The 21,536-nt window shown below is 70.1% G+C and carries 23 protein-coding genes; 14 read left to right on the top strand and 9 right to left on the bottom strand.

All coding sequences use genetic code 11. The annotated features are described in order from the left end of the window. Positions 1-77: 77 nt before the first annotated feature. Both HUW46_RS05055 and HUW46_RS05050 read right to left on the bottom strand, forming a co-directional pair. Positions 78-992 carry a LysR family transcriptional regulator gene (locus HUW46_RS05055; protein ID WP_215546161.1) on the bottom strand — a complete coding sequence of 305 codons (915 nt, stop codon included), beginning with the start codon at positions 990-992 and terminating at the stop codon, positions 78-80. 103 nt (positions 993-1,095) lie between these two features. Then, positions 1,096-1,905 (bottom strand): TetR/AcrR family transcriptional regulator, encoded by an 810-nt coding sequence (locus tag HUW46_RS05050; RefSeq protein WP_215546160.1) that lies wholly within the window; start codon positions 1,903-1,905, stop codon positions 1,096-1,098. A gap of 108 nt (positions 1,906-2,013) precedes the next feature. Here HUW46_RS05050 and HUW46_RS05045 point away from each other — a divergent pair, with 108 nt between their 5' ends. The 3 genes from HUW46_RS05045 to HUW46_RS05035 are packed head-to-tail and all read left to right on the top strand — an operon-like array spanning position 2,014 to position 5,501. Then, positions 2,014-4,287, top strand: coding sequence for an ATP-binding cassette domain-containing protein (locus tag HUW46_RS05045; RefSeq protein WP_215546159.1), 2,274 nt, complete (start codon positions 2,014-2,016; stop codon positions 4,285-4,287). Next, a complete protein-coding gene (locus tag HUW46_RS05040; RefSeq protein ID WP_215546158.1) occupies positions 4,287-5,144 on the top strand; it encodes a siderophore-interacting protein in 858 nt (285 codons plus the stop codon). Before HUW46_RS05045 ends, HUW46_RS05040 begins: the two co-directional genes overlap by 1 nt. A 33-nt stretch (positions 5,145-5,177) precedes the next feature. Beyond that, positions 5,178-5,501 carry a PASTA domain-containing protein gene (locus HUW46_RS05035; RefSeq protein ID WP_215546157.1) on the top strand — a complete coding sequence of 108 codons (324 nt, stop codon included), beginning with the start codon at positions 5,178-5,180 and terminating at the stop codon, positions 5,499-5,501. Between the two features lie 52 nt (positions 5,502-5,553). On the opposite strand, the gene HUW46_RS05030 is transcribed toward HUW46_RS05035, so the two are convergent. The 4 genes from HUW46_RS05030 to HUW46_RS05015 all read right to left on the bottom strand — a co-directional run bounded on the left by HUW46_RS05030 (position 5,554) and on the right by HUW46_RS05015 (position 8,856). Next, a complete protein-coding gene (locus tag HUW46_RS05030; protein WP_215546156.1) occupies positions 5,554-6,432 on the bottom strand; it encodes an amino acid ABC transporter permease in 879 nt (292 codons plus the stop codon). Then, complete coding sequence (locus tag HUW46_RS05025) at positions 6,429-7,076, bottom strand: amino acid ABC transporter permease (RefSeq protein WP_215546155.1); 648 nt, start codon at positions 7,074-7,076, stop codon at positions 6,429-6,431. The genes HUW46_RS05030 and HUW46_RS05025 overlap by 4 nt, the downstream gene beginning before the upstream one ends. Before the next feature lie 105 nt (positions 7,077-7,181). After that, positions 7,182-8,072 (bottom strand): glutamate ABC transporter substrate-binding protein, encoded by an 891-nt coding sequence (locus HUW46_RS05020; protein WP_215546154.1) that lies wholly within the window; start codon positions 8,070-8,072, stop codon positions 7,182-7,184. Between the two features lie 55 nt (positions 8,073-8,127). After that, the gene (locus HUW46_RS05015; protein ID WP_215549677.1) at positions 8,128-8,856 is read right to left on the bottom strand and encodes an amino acid ABC transporter ATP-binding protein; all 729 of its coding nucleotides are present in this window, start codon (positions 8,854-8,856) and stop codon (positions 8,128-8,130) included. Between the two features lie 196 nt (positions 8,857-9,052). Between HUW46_RS05015 and HUW46_RS05010 the strand changes: the two genes are divergently transcribed. The 3 genes from HUW46_RS05010 to HUW46_RS05000 are packed head-to-tail and all read left to right on the top strand — an operon-like array spanning position 9,053 to position 11,691. Further along, complete coding sequence (locus HUW46_RS05010; RefSeq protein ID WP_215546153.1) at positions 9,053-9,736, top strand: response regulator transcription factor; 684 nt, start codon at positions 9,053-9,055, stop codon at positions 9,734-9,736. A 3-nt stretch (positions 9,737-9,739) separates the two neighbouring features. Beyond that, positions 9,740-11,137: a sensor histidine kinase gene (locus HUW46_RS05005; RefSeq protein ID WP_215546152.1), complete on the top strand. Its 1,398-nt coding sequence runs from the start codon at positions 9,740-9,742 to the stop codon at positions 11,135-11,137. After that, entirely contained in the window at positions 11,134-11,691 is a 558-nt protein-coding gene (locus HUW46_RS05000) for a hypothetical protein (protein WP_215546151.1), read from the top strand. The genes HUW46_RS05005 and HUW46_RS05000 overlap by 4 nt, the downstream gene beginning before the upstream one ends. 4 nt (positions 11,692-11,695) lie before the next feature. On the opposite strand, the gene HUW46_RS04995 is transcribed toward HUW46_RS05000, so the two are convergent. Further along, positions 11,696-12,625 (bottom strand): TAXI family TRAP transporter solute-binding subunit, encoded by a 930-nt coding sequence (locus tag HUW46_RS04995; protein ID WP_254125809.1) that lies wholly within the window; start codon positions 12,623-12,625, stop codon positions 11,696-11,698. Positions 12,626-13,106: 481 nt separating this feature from the next. Here HUW46_RS04995 and HUW46_RS04990 point away from each other — a divergent pair, with 481 nt between their 5' ends. Beyond that, positions 13,107-13,319 carry a maleylpyruvate isomerase N-terminal domain-containing protein gene (locus HUW46_RS04990; RefSeq protein WP_331477223.1) on the top strand — a complete coding sequence of 71 codons (213 nt, stop codon included), beginning with the start codon at positions 13,107-13,109 and terminating at the stop codon, positions 13,317-13,319. Beyond that, a complete protein-coding gene (locus tag HUW46_RS04985) occupies positions 13,289-13,462 on the top strand; it encodes a hypothetical protein (protein WP_215550540.1) in 174 nt (57 codons plus the stop codon). Before HUW46_RS04990 ends, HUW46_RS04985 begins: the two co-directional genes overlap by 31 nt. A 17-nt stretch (positions 13,463-13,479) precedes the next feature. Here HUW46_RS04985 and HUW46_RS04980 read toward each other — a convergent pair whose 3' ends face one another. Continuing rightward, on the bottom strand, positions 13,480-14,214 hold the full coding sequence (locus tag HUW46_RS04980; RefSeq protein WP_215546150.1) for an ArsR/SmtB family transcription factor: 735 nt from the start codon (positions 14,212-14,214) through the stop codon (positions 13,480-13,482). 60 nt (positions 14,215-14,274) lie between these two features. Between HUW46_RS04980 and HUW46_RS04975 the strand changes: the two genes are divergently transcribed. From HUW46_RS04975 to HUW46_RS04960, 4 genes are all read left to right on the top strand, one after another. After that, entirely contained in the window at positions 14,275-15,684 is a 1,410-nt protein-coding gene (locus HUW46_RS04975) for an MFS transporter (RefSeq protein WP_215546149.1), read from the top strand. 491 nt (positions 15,685-16,175) lie between these two features. Then, a complete protein-coding gene (locus HUW46_RS04970; RefSeq protein ID WP_215546148.1) occupies positions 16,176-16,361 on the top strand; it encodes an FAD-dependent monooxygenase in 186 nt (61 codons plus the stop codon). A 22-nt stretch (positions 16,362-16,383) separates the two neighbouring features. Further along, on the top strand, positions 16,384-17,904 hold the full coding sequence (gene miaB / locus HUW46_RS04965; protein ID WP_215546147.1) for a tRNA (N6-isopentenyl adenosine(37)-C2)-methylthiotransferase MiaB: 1,521 nt from the start codon (positions 16,384-16,386) through the stop codon (positions 17,902-17,904). Next, positions 17,901-18,374: an Rv2732c family membrane protein gene (locus HUW46_RS04960; protein ID WP_254125807.1), complete on the top strand. Its 474-nt coding sequence runs from the start codon at positions 17,901-17,903 to the stop codon at positions 18,372-18,374. Before miaB ends, HUW46_RS04960 begins: the two co-directional genes overlap by 4 nt. A 77-nt stretch (positions 18,375-18,451) precedes the next feature. On the opposite strand, the gene HUW46_RS04955 is transcribed toward HUW46_RS04960, so the two are convergent. After that, positions 18,452-19,771 carry a DUF349 domain-containing protein gene (locus HUW46_RS04955; protein WP_215546145.1) on the bottom strand — a complete coding sequence of 440 codons (1,320 nt, stop codon included), beginning with the start codon at positions 19,769-19,771 and terminating at the stop codon, positions 18,452-18,454. Positions 19,772-19,970: 199 nt separating this feature from the next. Here HUW46_RS04955 and HUW46_RS04950 point away from each other — a divergent pair, with 199 nt between their 5' ends. Together HUW46_RS04950 and miaA are read left to right on the top strand one after the other, a co-directional pair. Next, on the top strand, positions 19,971-20,633 hold the full coding sequence (locus tag HUW46_RS04950; RefSeq protein WP_254125805.1) for a hypothetical protein: 663 nt from the start codon (positions 19,971-19,973) through the stop codon (positions 20,631-20,633). After that, positions 20,630-21,532, top strand: coding sequence for a tRNA (adenosine(37)-N6)-dimethylallyltransferase MiaA (miaA, locus tag HUW46_RS04945; RefSeq protein ID WP_215546144.1), 903 nt, complete (start codon positions 20,630-20,632; stop codon positions 21,530-21,532). The genes HUW46_RS04950 and miaA overlap by 4 nt, the downstream gene beginning before the upstream one ends. The last annotated feature ends 4 nt before the right edge of the window (positions 21,533-21,536 follow it).

The following is a 21,536-nucleotide window of genomic DNA, read 5'->3' as shown; positions in this document are numbered from 1 at the left end:
CCTGAAGCGTGGGTCACGGCGAGGGGCGGATCAACGACCGTTCCCGTATCGCAGCGATAAGCCAGGCGAATGCCGGATCAGCCCTCGGCCGGTCCCTCGACGGTTTCGAGGGTCTCGCTGGCGCATTTGGCGAACGCCCTGATGATCGCGGACTCGCGGCTGGCGTTCCAGACCAGCGCGCTCTCCATCGGCGGGAGGCCGCGCAGCGGGATCCCGGTGACGCCGGGCTGCTGGTACACCTCGGCGAACCTGGCCACGGTGGGATGGCAGATCACACCGCGCGCGACGGCCGACAGCAGCGTCACCGCGCCGTGGAACATGTCGAGCACGATTCGCCTGGTGGGCTGGCCGCTCGGGGTCCGCGGCGGGACCAGCACATCGAGAGTTTCCTCCGGCACGCCCGGGTACTGGCACAGGACGACGTCAGTGAGGTCCTCCGCGTCGGCGAAACCACGGCGGGCGAGGGGATGGTCGTCGGGCACGAGCAACGCCCGTTCCTGCCGGGCCAGCACCGGCCCGACCGTCAGTCCCGGCCGGGTCAGCGGCAGGTACACGGCGGCCAGGTCGAGCCGTCCGTCGTCGACCTGGTCCAGACACTGGGAGGTGGAGCCGTCGACCACCGAGATCGTGCACAGGGAGTGCTCGGCTTCGAACCTTTGAAGGATCCCGGTGAGGTGGGGACCACCCACCAGCAGGCTGACCACGCCGATCCGCAGCGCGCCCGAGATGCCCTGCGTGCTTTCCCGCGCCGAGGCGAACGCGCGCAGGATCTGGTCGTATCCCGGGCGCAGCTCGTCACGGAGCCTCTCGCCCAGCAGCGTCAGCGACACCTGCCTGCTGGTCCGCTCGAACAGCCGACCGCCGACCCGGCTCTCCAGCGCACGGATGGTCTGGCTCACCCGCGCCTGCGACAGGTACAGCCGATCGGCCGTCTGACCGAAGTGCAACTCGTCGGCGAGTACCAAGAAGACCTCGATCTCGCGCCACTCCACCGCCAACTCCCTCGTGCCATGCCAGCACCACTCTAGTGTCCGCGTGGGAGCGGTTTGGGTCATTCGGTGATCGCGAACGCCCGCACTTCACTTCGCCGTGCCGTCACGTCCGCTTCGCGATGGCGGCCGCGATGCCGTCGAGGTGTAGCGCGAGCCCGGCGTCGAAGGTCTTCCGCGCCGCCAGTTCCATGTACGGCGTGGTTTCCGGCGGCTCGCCGTTCTCTTCGACCGGGTTCTCGGTTTCCAGTTTGACGGTCATCGGAAAACGTTCGACGAAATCGGGGCAGACCTCGTCCAGTAATGGCGAGCGCGAAAACCACCAGTCGTTGTCAGACACGCCGGTCGCCTTCGCCGCGGTCCGCGCGTCGGCGATCACCTGGGCGGCGCCCCGCACGAAATGGGACAGTGCGGACACCGCGCCGCGGATCTCGACCGCCCCGAGCCCCGTCTCGTGGAAGATCCTGAGCAGGGATTCGAGCACCACGAACTCGTGGGGGCCCAGCACCGGCCGCGCCTCGGACACCTGGAGCACCCACGGGTGCCGCACGTTGAACTCGATGGCCTCTTCCGCCCACGCGGTGAGCGCCGCGCGCCACCCGCGGCCGAGGTCGTACTCGGTGGGCACTTCGGCGAGCACCTGGTCGTACATGAGGTCGAGCAGTTCGTTCTTGCTGGGCACGTAGGTGTAGAGCGCCATCGCGGTGCGCCCGAGCCGCTCGCCGACCGCGCGCATGGACAGCCCCGCCATCCCTTCCGCGTCGGCGACTTCGATCCCGGCGGACACGATGGCGTCGACGCTCAGCCCCGGTTTCGGGCCGGGCGCCTGCTTAGCCGTGTCGTCGGCCGGCGCACTGGCACGCCACAGCAGCGCCATCGACCGGCGCGCGTCGCCCTGGCCGGCGAACACCACCACCTTGCATCTCCTTACAGCATAAACTAACCTGGTCCGGCGTCTCGGGAAGACGCTTCTCTTCATCACCTTATGGCATAAAGATACTAAGGGGGATACTTGGTGGGCGCAGTGAACCCGGCATCGCGACCGGCCGACAGCCACGACGTGATCCAGGTCAGGGGCGCGCGCGAGAACAACCTCGCCGACGTGTCGCTCGACATCCCGAAGCGCCACCTGACGGTGTTCACCGGGGTGTCCGGCTCGGGGAAGTCCTCGCTCGTGTTCGGCACCATCGCGGCCGAATCGCAGCGGCTGATCAACGAGACCTACACCGCGTTCATCCAGTCGTTCATGCCGAGCCTCGGCCGCCCCGACGTGGACTCGCTGCGGAACCTGAGCGCGGCGATCCTGGTCGACCAGGAGCGGATGGGCGCCAACTCGCGGTCAACGGTGGGCACCGCGACCGACGCGCACACCATGCTCCGGATCGTGTTCAGCCGCCTCGGCGAACCGCACGCCGGCGCCTCGACCGCGTTCAGCTTCAACCAGCCCGACGGCATGTGCCCCGCCTGCGAAGGCCTCGGCAGGGTGTCCACGATCGACGTCGACCAACTCGTCGACCGCGAGCGCTCGCTCAACGAGGGCGCGATCACCGTTCCCGGGTTCACCACGGAATCGTGGTACGTGCAGTGCTATGTCCATTGTGGATTCCTCGATCCGGACAAGAAGCTGAAGGACTACAGCGACCGGGAGTGGGACGACTTCCTGGACAAGACCTCGGTCAAGGTCAAGATCGGCGCGGCCAACGTGACCTACGAGGGGCTGCGGGTGAAGGTGCAACGGCTGTTCCTGAGCAAGGACAAGGAGTCGATGCAGCGCCAGGCCCGTGCGTTCATGGACAGGGCGGTGAAGTCCACCGAGTGTTCGTCGTGCGGCGGTGCGCGGCTCAACGCGGCGGCGCTGGCGTCGAAGATCAAGGGATACTCGATCGCGGACTGCGCGGCGATGCAGATCAACGATCTCGCGGAGTTCGTGCGCGGGATCGACGACCCCGCGGTCGGCCCGCTCATGACGACGTTGCGCGAAACCCTGGACTCGCTCGTCGAGATCGGGCTGGGCTACCTGAGCCTCGACCGGGAGTCCGGCACGCTGTCCGGCGGCGAGGCGCAGCGGGTGAAGATGGTGCGGCACCTCGGATCGAGCCTCACCGACGTCACCTACGTCTTCGACGAGCCGACCGTCGGACTGCACCCACACGACATCTCGCGGATGAACGATCTGCTGCTCCGCCTGCGGGACAAGGGGAACACCGTGCTCGTGGTCGAGCACAAGCCCGAGGTGATCGAGATCGCCGACCACGTCGTCGACCTCGGCCCCGGCGCCGGTCCGCACGGCGGGACGGTGTGCTACGCCGGGGACGTGGCCGGGCTGCGCGAATCCGGCACGCTCACCGGACGGCACCTCGGCCACCGGGCGAAGCTGCGGGACGTGGTGCGCACGCCGAAGGGGCGACTGTCCATTGTGGGCGCGAACACGCACAACCTGCGCGAGGTCGACGTGGACCTCCCGCTCGGTGTGCTGACCGTGGTCACGGGGGTCGCCGGATCCGGCAAGAGCTCGCTGATCCACGGTTCGCTGCCTCGCGAAAGCGGCGTGCTGGTGGTCGACCAGTCGCCGATCAGGGGCTCTCGCCGCAGCAACCCGGCCACCTACACCGGCCTGCTCGACTCGATCAGGACGGAGTTCGCCAGGGCCAACGGCGTGAAGGCCGCCCTGTTCAGCGCGAACTCGGAAGGCGCGTGCCCGAACTGCAAGGGCATCGGGCTGGTCTACACCGATCTGGCGATGATGGCCGGCGTCGCGTCGGTGTGCGAACAGTGCGAGGGCAAGCGGTTCACCGCGGAGGTGCTCACGTATCGCTTGCGCGGCAAGAACATCAGCGAAGTACTCGCGATGCCGGTGACCGAGGCGCGCGAGTTCTTCACCGCGGGGCAGGCGCGGGCGATCCTGGACCGGTTGTCCGACGTCGGGCTCGGATACCTCGGGCTCGGGCAGCCGCTCACCACGCTTTCCGGCGGCGAGCGCCAGCGGCTCAAGCTCGCGATCCACATGGCGGAGGGGGCGGGGACCTACGTGCTCGACGAGCCGACCACGGGTCTGCACCTGGCCGACGTGGACCAGTTGCTGGCGCTGCTGGACCGGCTCGTCGACGACGGCAACACGGTGATCGTGATCGAGCACCACCAGGCCGTGATGGCGCACGCGGACTGGATCGTCGACCTCGGGCCAGGGGCGGGGCACGACGGCGGGCGCGTCGTGTTCACCGGCACCCCGGCCGATCTCGTCGGCACCGCGGACACCCTGACCGCCCGGCACCTGCGCGCCTACCTCGGGGAGAAGTGATGGACGCGGTGCCGATCTGGTTCGTCGACGTCGTCGAGACCGCCTTCGTCACGCCGCGCATGGTGCGCGTGACGCTCGGCGGTGACGACTTGGCGGGGATCGACCGGCTCGAACCCGACCAGCAGGTCAAGCTGTACTTCCCGCGGGAAGGGCAGTCCGCGCCCCGGATGCCCGAGCCCGACGGCGACTTCGCCCGCTGGTACACCGCGTTCACGGCGATTCCGGAGGACGAGCGGCCGGTCATGCGCAGCTATACGATCCGTCGCCACGACCGGGCGCGCCGCATGGTCGACATCGATTTCGTGCTGCACGGCGACACCGTCCACATCGGACCGGCGACGCGCTGGGCCCGCACCGCGCGTCCCGGCGACACGATCGCGATGTTCGGCCCGTCGTCGACGTTCGCCAGGCCGGTACCGCTGATGGATGCGGTCACCGGGAAGGACTGGCTCCTGCTGGCAGGCGACGAAACCGCGTTGCCCGCCATCGGATCCATCCTCGAAGCGCTGCCCGCGGGACATCGTGCGCTCGCTTTCGTCGAGGTGGCCGATGCCGGTGAGGAACAGCGCCTGCGGTCTCGCGGCGAGGTGACCGTTCGGTGGCTGCATCGAGGGAACGGAGAGACACTTGTGGAAGCCGTGCGGGATGCGGAATTCCCGGACGGCGAGGTCTTCGCCTGGCTCGCGGCGGAAGCCGGTGTGGTGCGCGCGTTGCGGCGGCACCTGGTGAATGAACGCGGGGTGTCCAAACGGGACATCGAGTTCACCGGGCATTGGCGGCGGTCACTGTCGCAGGACGACGCGCCGACCGAGGAAGACTTGGCGGAGGCGAAGGAGCGGATGGCGGGCGAAGCCTAGCGGTGGCGACCGGATCGGTGCCACACTCGGATGATGTCCAGGGGGAGAGCGAAGATGGTCATCGTGCCCGACGTCGTGGGCCTGACGGTGACTGTGGCGCGGCAGGTGGCCACCGAAGCCGGTGTCGCGCTCGCGCAGCCCGATCCGGACGGGCCGCCGCTCGGTGCGCTGACCTGGCCGGGGGTGTGGGTGATCGACGAACAGGATCCAGCCCCGGGTACGCGCGTGAAGCGGTGGGACAGCGTCGTGGTCCGCTTCCACGAGGAGGGCGGTGGCAGCGCGGGCGACCGCGAACCGCGGCGCCCTCTTCCCGATCCGCGGGCGGCCTCGGCGGCGAAGGACCCGGAAGACGGCTGAGGGGCGCGGGCCGGAAAGCCCGCGCCCCTCGGCGACTGTCCTAACGGGACTGTCAGAGCGTGGCGGCCGCGCCGCCACCTGCCGCTTCCGCGGTGAGCTGGATTTCCTCGCCCTTGGCGGCCACGCCCGGTGTCACCTTCTTGTTGCGCCGGTTGCGCTTCTCCAGGTACTTCGCGAGCGCGGTCAGCAGCAGGCACATCGTGATGTAGATCGCGCCGACCACCAGCGTGACCGGCACCAGCGGCCGCCCGAACTCGGCGATGCCGCCGAGGTACCGGGCGTAGCGCAGCAGTTCCTCGTAGGTGATGATGAAGCCGAGCGCGGTGTCCTTCAGCAGCACGACGAGCTGGCTGATGATCGTCGGCAGCATCGCGCGCAGCGCCTGCGGCAGCAGCACCAGGTTCATCGCCTGGGTCTTGCGCATACCCAGCGCGTAGGCGGCCTCGCCCTGCCCACGGGGCAGCGAAAGGATGCCTGCGCGGAAGATCTCCGCGAGCACCGAGCCGTTGTACAGCGTCAAGCCCAGCACCACCGAGTAGAACGGTGCGCCGAGTGCGAGCCCGTAGTGGAACGCGAAGATCATCACGACCAGTGGGATCGCGCGGAAGAACTCGACGATGATCGTCGAAGGCACCCGGAAGATCGCGCGATCGGACAGCCTGCCCACGGCAAAGACCGCGCCGAACAGAATGGCGAGCACGGCGCCGGCCGCGAAAGCCTTCAACGTGTTCAGCAGCGCGCTGAGCAGGTCTTCCTGGACGGTGGTGTATTCGATCCAGGTCCACATCTTGCCGTCGAACTGACCGGCGACGGCGAAGCGGTAGATGATGAACCCGATGAGCGCGGCGATCGCCAGCACCCCGACCACGGCGAGGCCGCGGTTGCGCGCGCGGGCCTTCGGCCCGGGGACGTCGAACAGGACTGAACTCATCGGGCCACGCTCCAGCGCTTCTCGAGGCTGCGCTGCAGCAACGTCATCGGGATCACCAGGATGATGAAGAACAGGGCGACCCACAGCATCCCGACGAACACGTTGTAACCGCGCTCGGACAGGTACGACTGGATGGCACCCGCTTCGACGACGGAGAAGCCCGCCGCGACCGTGGTGTTCTTCAGCAGCGCGATCATGGTGCTCACCATCGGCGGCACCACCGTGCGGCCCGCCTGCGGCAGCACGACCGAACCCAGGATCTGGCCGAAGGTCAGCCCCAGCGCGCGGCCCGCCTCCGCCTGCCCGACCGGGACGGTGTTGATACCCGACCGCAGTACCTCGCAGACGAACGCCGAGGTGTAGAGAATCAGGGCGGTCACCGCTGCGGTGAAGAACGAGATCTGCACGATCTTCAGCAACGGGAAGGCGAGCGCGAAGAAGAAGAAGATCAGGGTCAGCGGTGTGTTGCGGAACAGCGTCACGTAGGTGGTCGCCGCAGCGCGGAACACGGGTACCGGGCTCACCCGGAGCATCGCGAGAATCGTGCCCCAGATCAGCGATCCCACCGCGGCGAGCGCGAACAGCTCGACCGTGGTGAGAAAACCCGGACCGTACAGGTCAAGGTTGTCGAATAAGACGTCCATCGTGTCCTCGGTGCCTGTCTGGAATCAGCCGGTCAGGAGTGGCGTGGTGGTGGAACAGTTCGGGCGGCGGAGCAGCCGTTGCCGCCCCGCCGCCCGAACGCTGGATCAGTACCGCTCGATCTTCGGCGCGGTCGCGGGCGATCCGGACTTGCCGAGGGTGTTGTCGTAGATCTTCTGCCAGGTGCCGTCGTCGATGGCCGCCTGGAGGATGTCGTTCACCTTGTCGCGCAGCGCCTTGTCGTCCTTCGCGATGCCGATGCCGTACGGCTCCTTCGAGAACGGCTCGCCGACGAGCTTGAACTTGTCGGGCTCCTGTGCCGCGTAGCCCTTGAGGATCGCGTCGTCGGTGGTCAGCGCCTGCACCTGGCCCTGGTCGAGCTGGCCGATGCACTGCGAGTAGTTCTGCAGCTCCACGATGTTGCCGGGCTCGGTGAGGCCCTGCTCGCGCACGCGCTGGATCGGGGTCGACCCGGTCACCGAGCAGACCTTCTTGCCCTTGAGCGTGTCCTTGCTGGTGATGTCGGTGTTGTCCTTCTTCACCAGCAGGCCCTGGCCCGCCGTGTAGTACGGCCCCGCGAAGCCGACCTGCTTCTTGCGGTTGTCGTTGATCGTGTAGGTGCCGACGTAGTAGGCCACGTCACCGTTGGCGATCGCCTGCTCGCGCCCGGCGGAAGGGACGGCCTTGTAGGTGATCTTGTCCTCGCCGAAGCCCAGCTTCGCGGCGACCAGCTTCGCGATCTCGATGTCGAACCCGGTGTACTTGTTCGTCGTCGGGTCCTTGTAGCCGAGGCCGGGCTGGTCTTCCTTGACGCCGATGGTGACCTTGCCCTCGGCCTTGATCTTGGCGAAGGTCGGCGAGCCGGGGACGTCGACGCCCTGCACGGCCGTCTGCTGCGGTGCCTGGGCGCCCGAATCGGTGGGGCTGCCCTCCTTGCCGCAAGCGGTCAGCGCGAGCGCGCCGGCCATCAGTCCCACCGCGAGGGTGCGGATCCTCATGTGAACTCTCCTGTTTCTTCGTCGGTGCGGCACCCCCTCGAGCGCCACGGACGTCTTAGTGGGTCAGGATCTTGCCCAGGAAGTCCTTCGCGCGGTCGGACTTCGGCTTGGTGAAGAAGTCGTCCGGCGTGGCGTCCTCGACGATCTCGCCGTCGGACATGAACACGACGCGGTGCGCGGCGCGGCGGGCGAAGCCCATCTCGTGGGTCACCACGAGCATGGTCATGCCGTCCTTCGCCAGCCCGGTCATCACGTCGAGCACCTCCTGGACCATTTCGGGGTCCAGCGCCGAGGTCGGCTCGTCGAACAGCATCACCTTGGGGCGCATCGCGAGCGCGCGGGCGATCGCCACGCGCTGCTGCTGCCCGCCGGAGAGCTGGGCGGGGTACTTGTCGGCCTGGTTGGAGATGCCGACCCGGTCGAGCAGTTCCATCGCGGTCTTGCGCGCCTCGTCCTGCTTGGTCTTGCGGACCTTGACCGGCGCGAGCATCACGTTGTCCACGATGGTCTTGTGCGCGAACAGGTTGAACGACTGGAAGACCATGCCGACGTCGGCGCGCAGCGCGGCGAGCGCCTTGCCCTCGGCGGGCAGCGGCTCGCCGTCCACCGCGATCTCACCGGAGTTGATCGGCTCGAGCCGGTTGATCGCCCGGCAGAGCGTGGACTTCCCGGATCCCGACGGGCCCAGCACCACGACCACCTGGCCGCGGGGCACCTCGAGGTTGATCTCCTTCAGGACGTGCAGGTCGCCGAAGAACTTGTTCACGGCGGTCGCCCTGATCATCGGCGGCGCCGTAGGCGCGGCGGTCATCTGGCCTCCACGAGCGTATGCATGACGAAGTTGTGCGAGGGAGCGAGCAATGTGATGGCGGAAACCTACTCCCGCCGAACACTTTGTAAAGCCCGCTTGAGCAATACTTAGGGTCTCAACTCTGTCACACGTCCTACCAGGCCATGCATCGGACACGGAGGGGACACGGGTGCGCGTACTTCTCGTCGAGGACGACGACCGCGTAGCGGACGCCCTGCTGCCCGCGCTCACGCGCAGGGGGCTGGCCGTCAGCAGGCTGGCCTGCGGCGCAGGTGTACTCGATCGGGTGGAAGAGGTGGACGTGGTGCTGCTCGACCTCGGGCTGCCGGACGTCGACGGCTTCTGGCTGTGCCGCCAGATCCGCGAGCACAGCGACGTCGCGATCATCGTGGTCTCGGCGCGCGGCGAGGTCGACGACCGGATCCTCGGCCTGCGCGCGGGCGCCGACGACTACATGGTCAAGCCCTACGACGTGGACGAGCTGGTGGCGAGGGTGCAGGCGGTGCGGCGGCGCCAGGGCGAGCACCAGCCGAAGCCGCCGGAGCGCGCGGGCGTGGTCGAGCTGTCCGACGTGCGCGTCGACCTGGACCGGCACGAGGTGACCGTCGGTGGCGAGCCGGTCGCGCTGTCCCGCAAGGAGTTCGGCGTGCTCGCGCTGGTGGCGGCGGCCAAGGGCGCGGTGCGCACCCGCGAGCAGATCCTCACCGAGGTGTGGGGGCACAGCGGCGCCGCGGAGAGCCGCTCGCTCGACGTCCACGTGGCGACGCTGCGGACCAAGCTCGGCCGTCCCACGCTGGTGGAGACGGTGCGCGGGGTCGGCTACCGGCTCGCCGCCGATCAGGGCGAGGCGTAGCGGGTGCGCGTCCGGCTGCAGGCCATCGTGCTGTCGCTGGTGGCGCTGCTGGTGTTCGGGCTCGGCGTGCCGCTCGCGCTGAGCGTGGCCGCGAGCAGCCAGCAGCGGCTCTTCCTCGACCGGCTGACCGATACGAGCCGGTTCGCTTCGCTCGCCCAGCGCCCGCTGCTGGACGACCGCCCGGAACTGCTCGAATCGGAGCTGCGCCGCTACAGCGAGGTCTACGGCGTCCCGGTCGAGGTGCTCGACCAGGAGGGCAAGCCGTTCGTCAGCGGTGGCGACGTGGACGAGCACGACCCGGCGGTCCTGCCGCTGCTGCAGGCCGCGCTCGCGGGACGGCGCTCGGAACCCGGCTCCGTGCTGGTGCCGTGGGACGACAGCCCGCTCGTGCTCGCCGAACCCATCCTGATCGATGGCGAGGTGCGCGGTGCGGTGCTGAGCGTGTCGCCGACCGCGGCCGCGCGCTCGGAAGTGCTGCGGTGGTGGCTGGTGATCGCGGCGGGCGGCCTCCTCGCGTTCGGGCTGGCACTGCTCGGCGCGCTGCCCGTGGTGCGCTGGATCCTGCGCCCGGTCCACCGGCTCGACGACGCCACCGGCGAACTCGTGTCGGCCGTGGTGAGCGGCCGCGAGGTGGCGCGGGTCGGCGACGAGCACGGCCCGCCGGAGCTGCGCCAGCTGGGGCGGTCGTTCGACCGGATGGCCGCCAGCGTCGGCACGGCGCTGGCCGCGCAGCGCGCTTTCGTCGCCGACGCCTCGCACCAGCTGCGGAACCCGTTGACCGCGCTGACCCTCCGACTGGCCAATTTGGACGGTCACGTGGACGAGAACGCGGACGAGCACCGGCGCGCCGCGGCTGGCGACGCCGAACGGCTCAACCAGATCCTCGACGGCCTGCTTTCCATGGCGCGCGCGGAATCCTCGGCGGGCGAACTGGTTGCGGTGGAGATCGATATCGCGGTTCGCGAACGCGTCGAGGACTGGCAGGTCGTCGCCGCGGCGCGGGGTGTCGGACTCGTGCTCCACGACGCGGAGACCGGAGTCAGGGTGCTGGTCCCGCCGCGCGGCGTCGAGGTGGTGCTCGACGCGCTGCTCGACAACGCGATCAAGTTCTCCGCGCGGGAAACCGAGGTCGTGGTGTCCGTGCGGCGGAAGGGCGAGCTGGTGGAACTCGCGGTGCGCGATCACGGGCCGGGGCTGCGGCCGGACGAGCTGGAGCGCGCGACCGACCGGTTCTGGCGCAGCACCGCGCACCAGAACGTGCCCGGCTCGGGCCTCGGGCTGGCGATCGTCACCGAGATCGCCCGCAACGGCGGCGGCGACCTCCGGCTCGCGCTGCCGGACGGGGGCGGCCTCGAAGTGGTCGTAACGCTCGCGGTCGCGGAAGGGAATGACCGGGCGTGAACCCGCAAGATCCCGACGCCGTGCGCCGCGCCGCCGTGAACGAACCCGACGAGTCCTGGTCGGACGCACGGCTGGTGGAGGGCTACCTGCGCCGCGTGGCCGCCGCGCTCGGCCGCGCGCCGTCGATCGTCGTGGACAGCGCCGACTTCGACCACTACGGATCGGGTTACGCCTCGTTCGCCGACGTCTTCGTGACCAGCCGTGACGGATCACGCCGCGGCGAGGACGAGCGGCACCGATGGGTGGACGGCCTGACGGTCTGCTTGAGCCGCCTCGCGCCGTTCGCCGTGCTGTGCGCGCCGGAGCTGTACACGAGGAGCCAGGACGGGTTGAGCGGGTCGTCGAGCCTGCCGTCGCTGGAGTCCGTGGTGTATCCGGACCTGCCCGGCTGGGAGGCGGAGTGCGCCGACGTCGCCGCCGTGCTCGCCGAACACGGCATCAGGCTGCTCACCCCGAAGGTGCTCGGGCGGCCGATCAGGCAGGCGGTCGAAACCGTGCTGACCGACCGGCCGCCCTACACGGTCTTCGACGCGTGGTTCCACTGGATGGATTGAGCCGTCACGTCTTCTGGCCCCGGTAGTACCGCAGTGCGCCGGGGTGCAGCGCCAGCGGGGACGTCTCGATCGCGGACCGGACGTCGATCGACAGCGCTGCCCTGTTCGCCTTCGCGAGTTCGCCCTGCGCCGCGAACAGGCCCCGCACGAGCGCCTCGGCGAGGTCGTCCGGCATCGACGAGGGCACCATGAGGTAGTTGGGCACGGCCAGGGTGACCACCGGCCCGCCGGTGGTCTGGTAGGTCGACGCGGGGATCGTCGCGGTGCGGTAGACCGGATTGACGCGCCGCATCTGCGGCATCAGCGAGCCGATGTCGACCAGGCGCAGCGGCGTGCGCTGCGCGACCGCCGTGATCGCGTTCGTCGGGAGCCCGCCGGACCAGAAGAACGCGTCGATCTCACCGCGCTGCAACGCGGTGAGCGAGGTGTCGAGACCCAGATCGGCGGTGGTCAGCGCGCCGGGACCGGACAACCCCGCGGTGTGCAGCAGTTGCTTCGCGATCACCGCGACCCCCGAATCCGGCGCCCCGATCGACACCCGGTGCCCGCGCAGCATCGCCAGCGAGGTGATCGGCGAATCGGCGCGCACGACCACGTGCAGGTAGTCGTCGTAGATCCGGGCGAGCGCCTTGAGATCGCCGTTCGGCGGCGCGGTGATCGCGGCGACGTCGGCCGCGGTGAACGCGACGTCGGCCGTGCCCGCGCGCAACCGGGCCAGGTTGTCGGGGGAGCCGCGGGTTTCGAGCACCTCCGGGCGCGCGATGCCGAGCTGGCCGCCCCACTGCGCGGCGAGCCGCTGGGAGAGCTGGTAGTACACACCACCGGTGTTGCCCGCCGCGATCCGCAGGTGCAGCCCGCGGAACTCGGGCGAGCACCCGGCGACGGACGCGCCGAGCACCAGCACCGCGAGTAGGACCGCCACCACCTTGCGCACAGGGGAATGGTGCCAGAAAACGGCCGGCCGGTGGTCCGTGCGCGGCCTCTGATCAGATGCCGAGCGGGGAGGCTCACCCCGACGGGAGCCCCACGAAGCGCGCGCGAGGGAGACCCGTGACCCGCGGCTACCAGATCCGCACGCGGGGGTGCTGCGCTGAAATGATCGACTTTTCGGGTTGGCGGCAGTGGCGGTGGCTCCTGTGGACACATGTTCGGTGCGCATCGGGCCGCGCACGGCCGCCTGGACGACCAGAACGGCGGTGGCACCGTTGGACTCGGCCACGACGGGGCCGCGGCACCCCCCCCGGCCGCAGAGAGCGCGGTCGCTGTCATCCGGATCCGCGTCGGCGATTTGGCAGAGCGCTGAGGGGAGACTGGTGAGGTCGCGTATTCCGTCGTGTATCCCACTGTGATGGTGCTCGTACGCTTCCACCGAGCTGGAAATGATCTGGAAATGATTCCGGGTTACCTTCGGCCGCGTGTTCCACTCAGTCGGCACCAACAGGGTGCAACTTCTGCTGTCCGAGGTGCACCGGGCGGCGGAACGGCTACCGCGCTCGGTTCGCCGGCTCGGTGACGCCGACGTCCGGGCGCCATCCGCACTGCCGGGCTGGAGCCGCGCGCATGTGCTGGCCCATCTCGCGCGGCATGCCGACGGGCCGTGCACGCCAAGGACCTCGAGCTGCACCTGACGATCGGTATCGGGGCCGGCCTTGGCCCGGCGGTGGAAGGAACCGCCGGAGCGTTGCTGGGCTGGCTGACCGGTCGCGACGACGGTGCGGACCTCACCGTGAGGCCGGCGACCGCATTGCCCGTGTTGCCCGCCCGGGGCTGACCGGGCACCCGGCGAACTCAGCCGCCGATCCGCTCCGGTAACTCGATGCCGAGTGCGCCGTGCAGTGCCGTGCTACCGGTAGCGGTCAGCCGGACCGTGCGCTCGCGCGATTTCCTGGCCAGCCAGCCGCGATCGAGCATGGCCGCCAGCAGTTGGGTGCCCAGCGCGCCGGCCAGGTGCGGCTTGCGCACGCTCCAGTCCAGGCACGGACGCAGCGGCACGTTCGGCTGATCGCCATGGAGGAAATCGGGTGCCACCCCGAGTTCGGTGAACACCGACCGGGCAGAGGGCCCGCTGGTCCACACGGCGTCGCCGAGGTCGGCCGCGGGCGTCGGCAGCGGGGTGACGGCCTGCCGCGCGATGAGCCCGTCGACGATGAGGACGGCAAGCCGTCCGGCGAGATGGTCGTAGCAGATCCGGGCGAAGTGCAGCGCCCGGTCGCGGTTGCTCTGCCGCAACGACCGGCTCTGCCGCGCCGGGGCGATCCTGGCCAGCGCCTCCAGTGCCGCCACGACGTCCCGTCCGGCGACCCGGTAATAGCGCCAGCGGCCGACTTGCTCGACCACGACCAGCCCGCCGGCCAGTAGCTTCCGCAGGTGCGAACTGGTCGCCTGGGCGGAAAGGCCCGCTTCGGCCGTCAGCGCGGATGCGGTCAGCGCATCGTTCGCCGACAGCGCGAGCAGGATGCGCGCACGAGCCGGATCGCCGATCAGGGCGGCGATCGCGGCGACATCGGGCTGGTCGACGGGCACACCCGAGGATAGCCGATACTTCCACTGAGCTGGAAATGATTTCGGGGCACAATCAGCGGGGTGAACGATTCCGCCAGCACAGTCCAGGAAGCGGCCGCCGGATCGGTCGAGGTCCCGGATCGGTCGAGCTGGGGGCTGGCCGGCGTGTGTGTTGGTTTCGCACTGGTCATTCTCGACGCGAACGTGCTCAACGTCGCCGTTCCCACGCTGCGGGCCGAGCTGGCGGCAAGCAGCAACGAGTTGCTCTGGACCGTGGACGCCTACACCCTGACATTCGCGGCGTTGTTGTTGTCCACCGGCTTGCTCGGTGACCGGTGGGGCGCTCGCCGTGGTTTCCAGACCGGTCTGGTGATCTTCACCCTCGGCTCCATCGGCTGCGCGCTCGCGCCGACCGTCCCATGGCTGATCGTCGCGCGCGTGGTCCAGGGTTTCGGTGCCGCACTGCTGGCACCCACTTCGCTCGCACTCATCTACACCATGTATCCCGATGGCCGCAGGCGGGTCACCGCGCTGAGCGCCTGGGCCGCGGTCTCCGGCGTCGCGTTCGCGGCGGGACCGTTGATCGGCGGCGGCCTGGTGCAACTGGTGGGCTGGCGGGCGATCTTCTGGCTCAACGTGCCGGTCGGTATCGCCGCGATCGTGCTGGCAGCCAAGTACGTCACGCACGTGGCGTCTCGGCCGGTCCGGCTGAACTGGACGAGTCAGGTACTCGCTGCGCTGGCGCTGACCGCGTTGACCGCGGGGCTGATCGACGCCGGCCGGTCGGGCTGGACAGACCCGCTGGTGCTCGGCCTGTTCGCCGTGGCGTTGGTCGGACTGACGCTTTTCCTGCTGCGGGAACGCCGCCTGCGCGAACCGCTGGTCCCGGCCGCGGCCGGGACCTCGCCGCCGTTGCGCGCTGGGCTGCTCGCCGGAGCGGCGTTCAACTTCTCGATGTACGGCTCGTTGTTCGTCTACACGGTGTACTTGCAGGACCAGCGCGGCTACTCGGCCTTCCTGACCGGACTGGCGTTCCTGCCGCTGACCCTCGTGCACACTCCGGTGGCGAGCTGGCTGGCCCGGCCATGGACCGCCTCGCGGGGGCCGCGCCAGCCACTGCTGACCGGCCTGCTGTGCACGGTGGCGGGCTCGATCGGTTTCACGTTCGCGGCCTGGCAACCGTACTGGGTGCTCGCGGTTGCCCTCGGCGTGTTCGGGGTCGGTTCCGGCCTGGTGACGACGTCGATGACCACGCTGGTGCTGGCGAACGTGCCGAGTGACAGTGTCGGGGTATCGTGCGGGCTGCTCAACGCGGCCCGTCAGCTGGGCGGGGTGTTCGGCATCGCCCTGCTCGGCTCGCTGACCGCTGACCTGATGCCAGACCGCATCCCTCTCGCGGAACTGTTCGCCGCGCTCGCGCTGGTCGGCGCCGTGGTGGCCACTGCGGTGGGCGTCCGGGTCGCGGCAGGACACGACCGGCCCCTCCGATAGCACGCCGGCAGGTCTTCGATTGCCCGAGCTACCGCGATGCGCACGCTCGACCATTCACGCCTCTCGGCGCTGCGAGCGGTGGACACGATGACCTCGGCTGAGGACTCCGCGCCGAGCTGGTCCAGGGCCGCCACGACGACGTCGACGAACGGGCCGGTGCGTCCGGCGAGCGCGGCACGGCGCCCGTCGGTGAGCGGCGGAGGTTCTCGGCCATGGCGCCGCCGTTGGTGCGGAACAGGATCGCGGCGGGGTGCCGGGCAGCGGCTGCGGGGCGCTGGAGACGTGCGGGGCGCCGGTCAGGTGAATCGGGGCGTCGGCGGTGGAGAGCCACCGGTTGGCTTCCGCGGCGATCGACGGGGCGGAGCGGAACGAGCGCGACAACGGTGCTCGGAGCATCGGAACAAAATTCCGATTCCGTGCCTCCTTGCGGGCTGGTTCCTGGACACCGCAACGATTTTTGGTCTTCCCGGCCCTCGGTGGTAGTGGGTGTCATGGACTATGCCGTAGTGGTGGCCGGAGGCGGCCCGGTCGGACTGATGCTGGCCTGCGAGCTCCGGCTGGGAGGCGCGCGGGTGGCCGTTGTGGAGCGGCTCACCGAAGTGGCCCCGACCTTCTTGCGCGAGCGGAACGGCGAGGACGGAGCGGGCAACGCGATCAACCCCAGGTCGGAACGGTGACGGCGGCGTCTAGGCTGGAGGGATGCAAGAGATCAGCGGAGGCGGTGTTGGCGTGAGCACGCAAGATGTTCGCAAAACCTATCAAATCCGCACCTTCGGCTGCCAGATGAACGTGCACGACTCCGAACGGCTCGCCGGGCAGCTCGAGGAAGCGGGCTACGTGCCCGCCGACGGCACGGCGCCCGACGTCGTCGTGTTCAACACGTGCGCGGTGCGGGAGAACGCGGACAACAAGCTGTACGGCAACCTCGGGCAGCTGCGGCCCGCGAAGACCTCGAACCCGGACATGCAGATCGCCGTCGGCGGCTGCCTCGCGCAGAAGGACCGCGGGGAGATCGTCAAGCGCGCGCCGTGGGTGGACGTCGTGTTCGGCACGCACAACATCGGCTCGCTGCCCGCGCTGCTCGACCGCGCCCGGCACAACGCGAAGGCCGAGGTCGAGATCCTCGAATCGCTGGAGACCTTCCCGTCGACGCTGCCCGCCCGCCGCGACTCCGCGTACTCCGGCTGGGTGTCGATCTCGGTGGGCTGCAACAACACCTGCACGTTCTGCATCGTGCCTTCCTTGCGGGGCAAGGAACGCGACCGCCGTCCCGGCGAGATCCTCGCCGAGGTCGAGGCGCTGGTCGCCGAAGGCGTGCTGGAAGTGACGCTGCTGGGCCAGAACGTCAACTCCTACGGCGTCGAGTTCGGCGACCGCCTCGCGTTCGGGAAGCTCCTGCGCGCCTGCGGTTCCGTCGACGGCCTGGAGCGCGTCCGGTTCACCTCGCCGCATCCGGCCGCGTTCACCGACGACGTGATCGACGCGATGGCGCAGACCCCGAACGTGTGCCACCAGCTGCACATGCCGCTGCAGTCCGGTTCGGACCGGGTGCTCAAGGAAATGCGCCGCTCGTACCGCTCGGCCCGCTTCCTGTCCATTTTGGACAAGGTGCGCGACGGCATGCCGGACGCGGCGATCACCACCGACATCATCGTCGGCTTCCCCGGCGAGACCGAAGAGGACTTCCAGGCCACGCTCGACGTCGTGCGCGAGGCCAGGTTCTCCAGTGCCTTCACGTTCCAGTACTCGAAGCGGCCGGGCACGCCCGCCGCCGAGATGCCGGGCCAGTTGCCGAAGGAGGTCGTGCAGGAGCGGTACGACCGGCTCGTCGCGCTGCAGGACGACGTGGCCTGGCAGGAGAACAAGAAGCTCGTCGGCAGGAAGGTCGAGCTGCTGGTGGCCACCGGCGAAGGCCGCAAGGACGCCGAGACGCACCGGATGAGCGGGCGCGCCCGCGACGGCAGGCTCGTGCACTTCACCCCGGTCGGCGGCGCGATCGACCGCGCGGTGCGCCCTGGCGACATCGTGGAGACCGTGGTGACCTACGGGGCCCCGCACCACCTCGTCGCCGACGGCGATCTGCTCTCGCACCGGCGGACCAAGGCCGGCGACAACGCCGAGGCGGGGCTGCGCCCGAAGACCAGCGGGGTCACGCTCGGGCTGCCGTCGTTCGGCGCGCCGCCCGCACCGGCACCGGCCACGGAAGGATGTGCGCTGTGAGCGAAGCGGGCACCGACAAGGAGCTGACCGAACTGCAGGCCGAGATCGACGAGGTCGGCCAGCGCGCGGCGAAGACCGTGGAGCTGGGCAGGCGCGGGTTCGTCATCGCGGTCGCGGTGTTCGTGCTGCTCGTCGGCCAGGTGCTGCCGTGGGTCGGCGACCACGTCGGCTGGCAGGTGCTCCTCGGCGAGGGCGGGCCGATCCCGCAGCTGTTCGCCGCCACCTCGACCGGTTTCGGCGTGCTGGCCTCCGCGCTGGCGCTCGGCACCCGGCGATGGTGGCTCTCGTGGGTGTGCGCGGTCGGCGGGTGGTTCTCGTTCGTCGACGGCCTGCTCGCGGTGTGGTCGCAGCAGTCCTCGCACGCGAACAACGCGGTCGGCGGCGGCCCCGGCGTCGGCATGATCGTGGCGCTGGTGACCATGATCGTGCTCGGCGTCAACTGGATGCGCACCGCCTGGTCGCATTCCTGACCCCGCTCGAGCCAGGTCCCCGAAGGTGACTTTCGGGGACCTGGATGCCCCGAAGGTCACTTTCGGGGCATGAGCGGTCAGCGGTCGGCGATCGCGTTCTCCGCGGTCTCCATCCATTCACGCCACTGCGCGGCCTGCTCGTCGGCCTTCTTCGCCCGACGCTCGTCGCCCGCGGCCCGAGCCTTCTCCGCCTGCGCCTCGAACTGCTCCACCCGCTCGCGGAACTGGGCCGCCCTGGCCTGCGCCTCGGGATCGGTGCGGCGCCACTTGCTGTCCTCGGCCGCCTTGATCTTGTCCTGGACGGCCTTCAGCCTGCCGTCGAGCTCGCGGATCCGCTCGCGCGGCACCTTGCCGATCTCGTCCCACTGGTCCTGGATGCGGCGCAGGTGGGCCTTCGCCGCGTCGAGGTTCGCCGCGGGGTCGATCTTCTCCGCGTCGGCCAGCAGCTCTTCCTTCTTGGCCGCGTTGCCCGCGAACTCGGCGTCGCGCTCGGAGAACGCGGCCGACCGGCGCGCGAAGAACTGGTCCTGCGCGCCGCGGAAGCGCTGCCACAACGCGTCGTCGGTGTCCTTCGGCGCGCGCCCCGCGGCCTTCCACTCGGCCATCAGGTCCTTGTAGCGCCCGGCGGTGGGGCCCCAGTCCGTCGAGTCGACGAGCGACTCGGCCTCCGCGATCAGCTCCTCCTTGCGCGCCTTCGCACCGGCGCGCTGCTTGTCCAGCTCCGCGAAGTGCGAACCCCGCCTGCGGTTGAACCCCTCGCGCGCCTTCGAAAACCGCTTCCACAGCTCGTCGTCGGTCTTGCGGTCGACGCCCTTGACGGTCTTCCACTCGTCGAGGATCGCGCGCAGGCGGTCACCGGCGGCCTTCCACTGCGTCGACTCGGCGGCGAGCTTCTCGGCCTCCTCCGCGAGCGCCTGCTTGCGGGCGACGGCGGCCGACCTGGCCTGTTCGCGCTCCTGTTTCGCGCTCGCCAATGCCGCTTCGGCGTGCGTGATCACCTGCTCGATCCTGGCCCCGAGCGCGGCGAGATCGCCCACCACGGCGGCGTCGGCCAGGCCGTCACGCAGCTGCGTCGCGGTCGACAGCGCGTGCTTCGGATCGCCCGCACCCGAGCCGAGCCGCGTTTCGAGCAGCTCGACCTCGGTGCGCAGGTCGTCGAACCGGCGCGCGTAGTGCACGAGCCCCTCGTCTGGGGTACCGGCCTGCCACACGCCGACCTTCCGCTCCCCGTCGGGCGTCGTGACGTAGACGGTGCCTTCCTCGTCGACGCGGCCCCAGCGCGTGGGGTTCGGCTCGGCTGGTGGCACCGGCGCCGCATGGCCGGCAACCGCGTGCACCTGCGGTACCGGGTGCGGTGCCGCCGGTGCGGTGCCGTTGTCTGTGGTCTCGTCGGCCATCGCAGGCTCCTTATCGCCTGTAAGCCCGCCGGTCGGCGGGCGCCCCACCGCCGGTGGGGCCGGATCGTGCTGGTCGGGGTGTCGGTACCCCTTGCCGCATTCAAGCAGTTCAGCGCGGCTCGTGGTACAGGGTAATGACTCTCTTGACGCCGGGCGGGTGATCTCGGGGCGCGAACCCCGCCCGGTAACGTCGTCCGGCGTGATCACGCACGTCGCCATGGTTCCGCAGCCGCCGTTGCTGGTTCCCGGGATCGGCACCGCCCCCGTCGGCCTCCGCGCCGCCTGCCGGACGGCCGCGCGCACGCTCGCGCGGGCTAGTGGTTACTGGCTGGCCGTGGGTGGGCACGACGAGCGAATCACCCTTTCCGGTGCCAGTGGATCGTTCGCCGGGTACGGCCTGGACATCAGGGTGTCGCTCACGGCCGAGGACCCGCCTCAGGTGCCGGAGATGCCGTTGCCCGCGCTCGTCGCGGGCTGGCTGCGCGCCGAGACCGATGCCGTGGACGTGCAGGTCGAACTGTTCGACGAGGTACCCCTGACCGCCAGTTCCGAGGAACGCGCCTGCCTGCTGGTGCTCGGCGACGGGTCGAACCGCCACGGCCCGAAGTCACCCGGCAGCGAGGACGACCGTGCGCCCGCCTTCGACGAGGAGATCAGGAAGGCGTTGGCTTCGGCCGACGTCGCCGTGCTGCGCCGCCTCGACCGCGGGCTGTGCGACGAGCTGGGCGTCGGCGGAAGGGTGCCGTGGCAGGTGCTCGCGGACCTCTCCGAAGGCGCCGACTGGCGCGCCGACCTGCTCTACAGCGACGCGCCGTACGGCGTCGGCTACCACGTGGCCGTGTGGGAACGGGTGGGCTCGTGACACCCCCGATCGCGGTGGTCGGGCCGACCGCGACCGGCAAGTCCGATCTCGCCGTCACGCTGGCGGAACGGCTGGGGGGCGAGGTCGTCAACGCCGACGCCATGCAGCTCTACCGCGGGATGGACATCGGCACCGCCAAGGTCACCGCCGCCGAGCGGCGCGGGATCCCGCACCACCTGCTCGACGTGCTCGACGTGACCGAGACGGCCTCGGTCGCCGCGTACCAGCGCGAGGCGCGTGCCGTGCTCGAGCGGCTGGCCGACGAGGGCAAGGTGCCGGTCCTCGCGGGCGGTTCCGGGCTCTACGTGCAGGCCGTGCTCGACGACCTGCGGTTCCCCGGCACCGATCCCGGGGTGCGGGCCCGCCTCGACGCCGAGGCGGAGCGGCTCGGCGCGGAGTCGCTGCACACCCGCCTCGCCGCGCTCGATCCCGCGGCCGCGGCGGCGATCCTCCCGTCGAACGTGCGCCGGATCGTGCGCGCGCTGGAGGTCATCGAGATCACCGGCGAGCCGTTCTCCGCGAACCTCCCCGCGCCGGGACCTGCGCGCTACGGCACCGTGCTCATCGGCGTCGACCGCGCGGTGGAGGAGCTGGACGAGCGCGTGGACGTCCGGGTCGGGCGCATGTTCGAGGCGGGTCTCGTCGACGAGGTGCGCCGCCTCGAACGCGAAGGGCTCCGCGAAGGGAAAACGGCCTCGCGGGCGCTCGGGTACCAGCAGGTGCTGGCCGAGTTCGACGGCGACGAGGACTTCGGCGCCGCCGCGGCCGCCACCGCGCAGGCCACGCGGCGCTTCGTCCGCAGGCAGCGGTCGTGGTTCCGCCGGGACGGCCGGATCCGCTGGTTCGACGGCGGCGATCCGGGACTGGCCGGGAAGGTGCTTGCCGAACTGGCCCCGTAATCTT

This window comes from Amycolatopsis sp. CA-230715 (assembly GCF_018736145.1).
Lineage (GTDB): Bacteria > Actinomycetota > Actinomycetes > Mycobacteriales > Pseudonocardiaceae > Amycolatopsis.
Note: the sequence above shows the minus strand (reverse complement) of the source record. Positions and strands in the feature narration are given on the sequence as shown.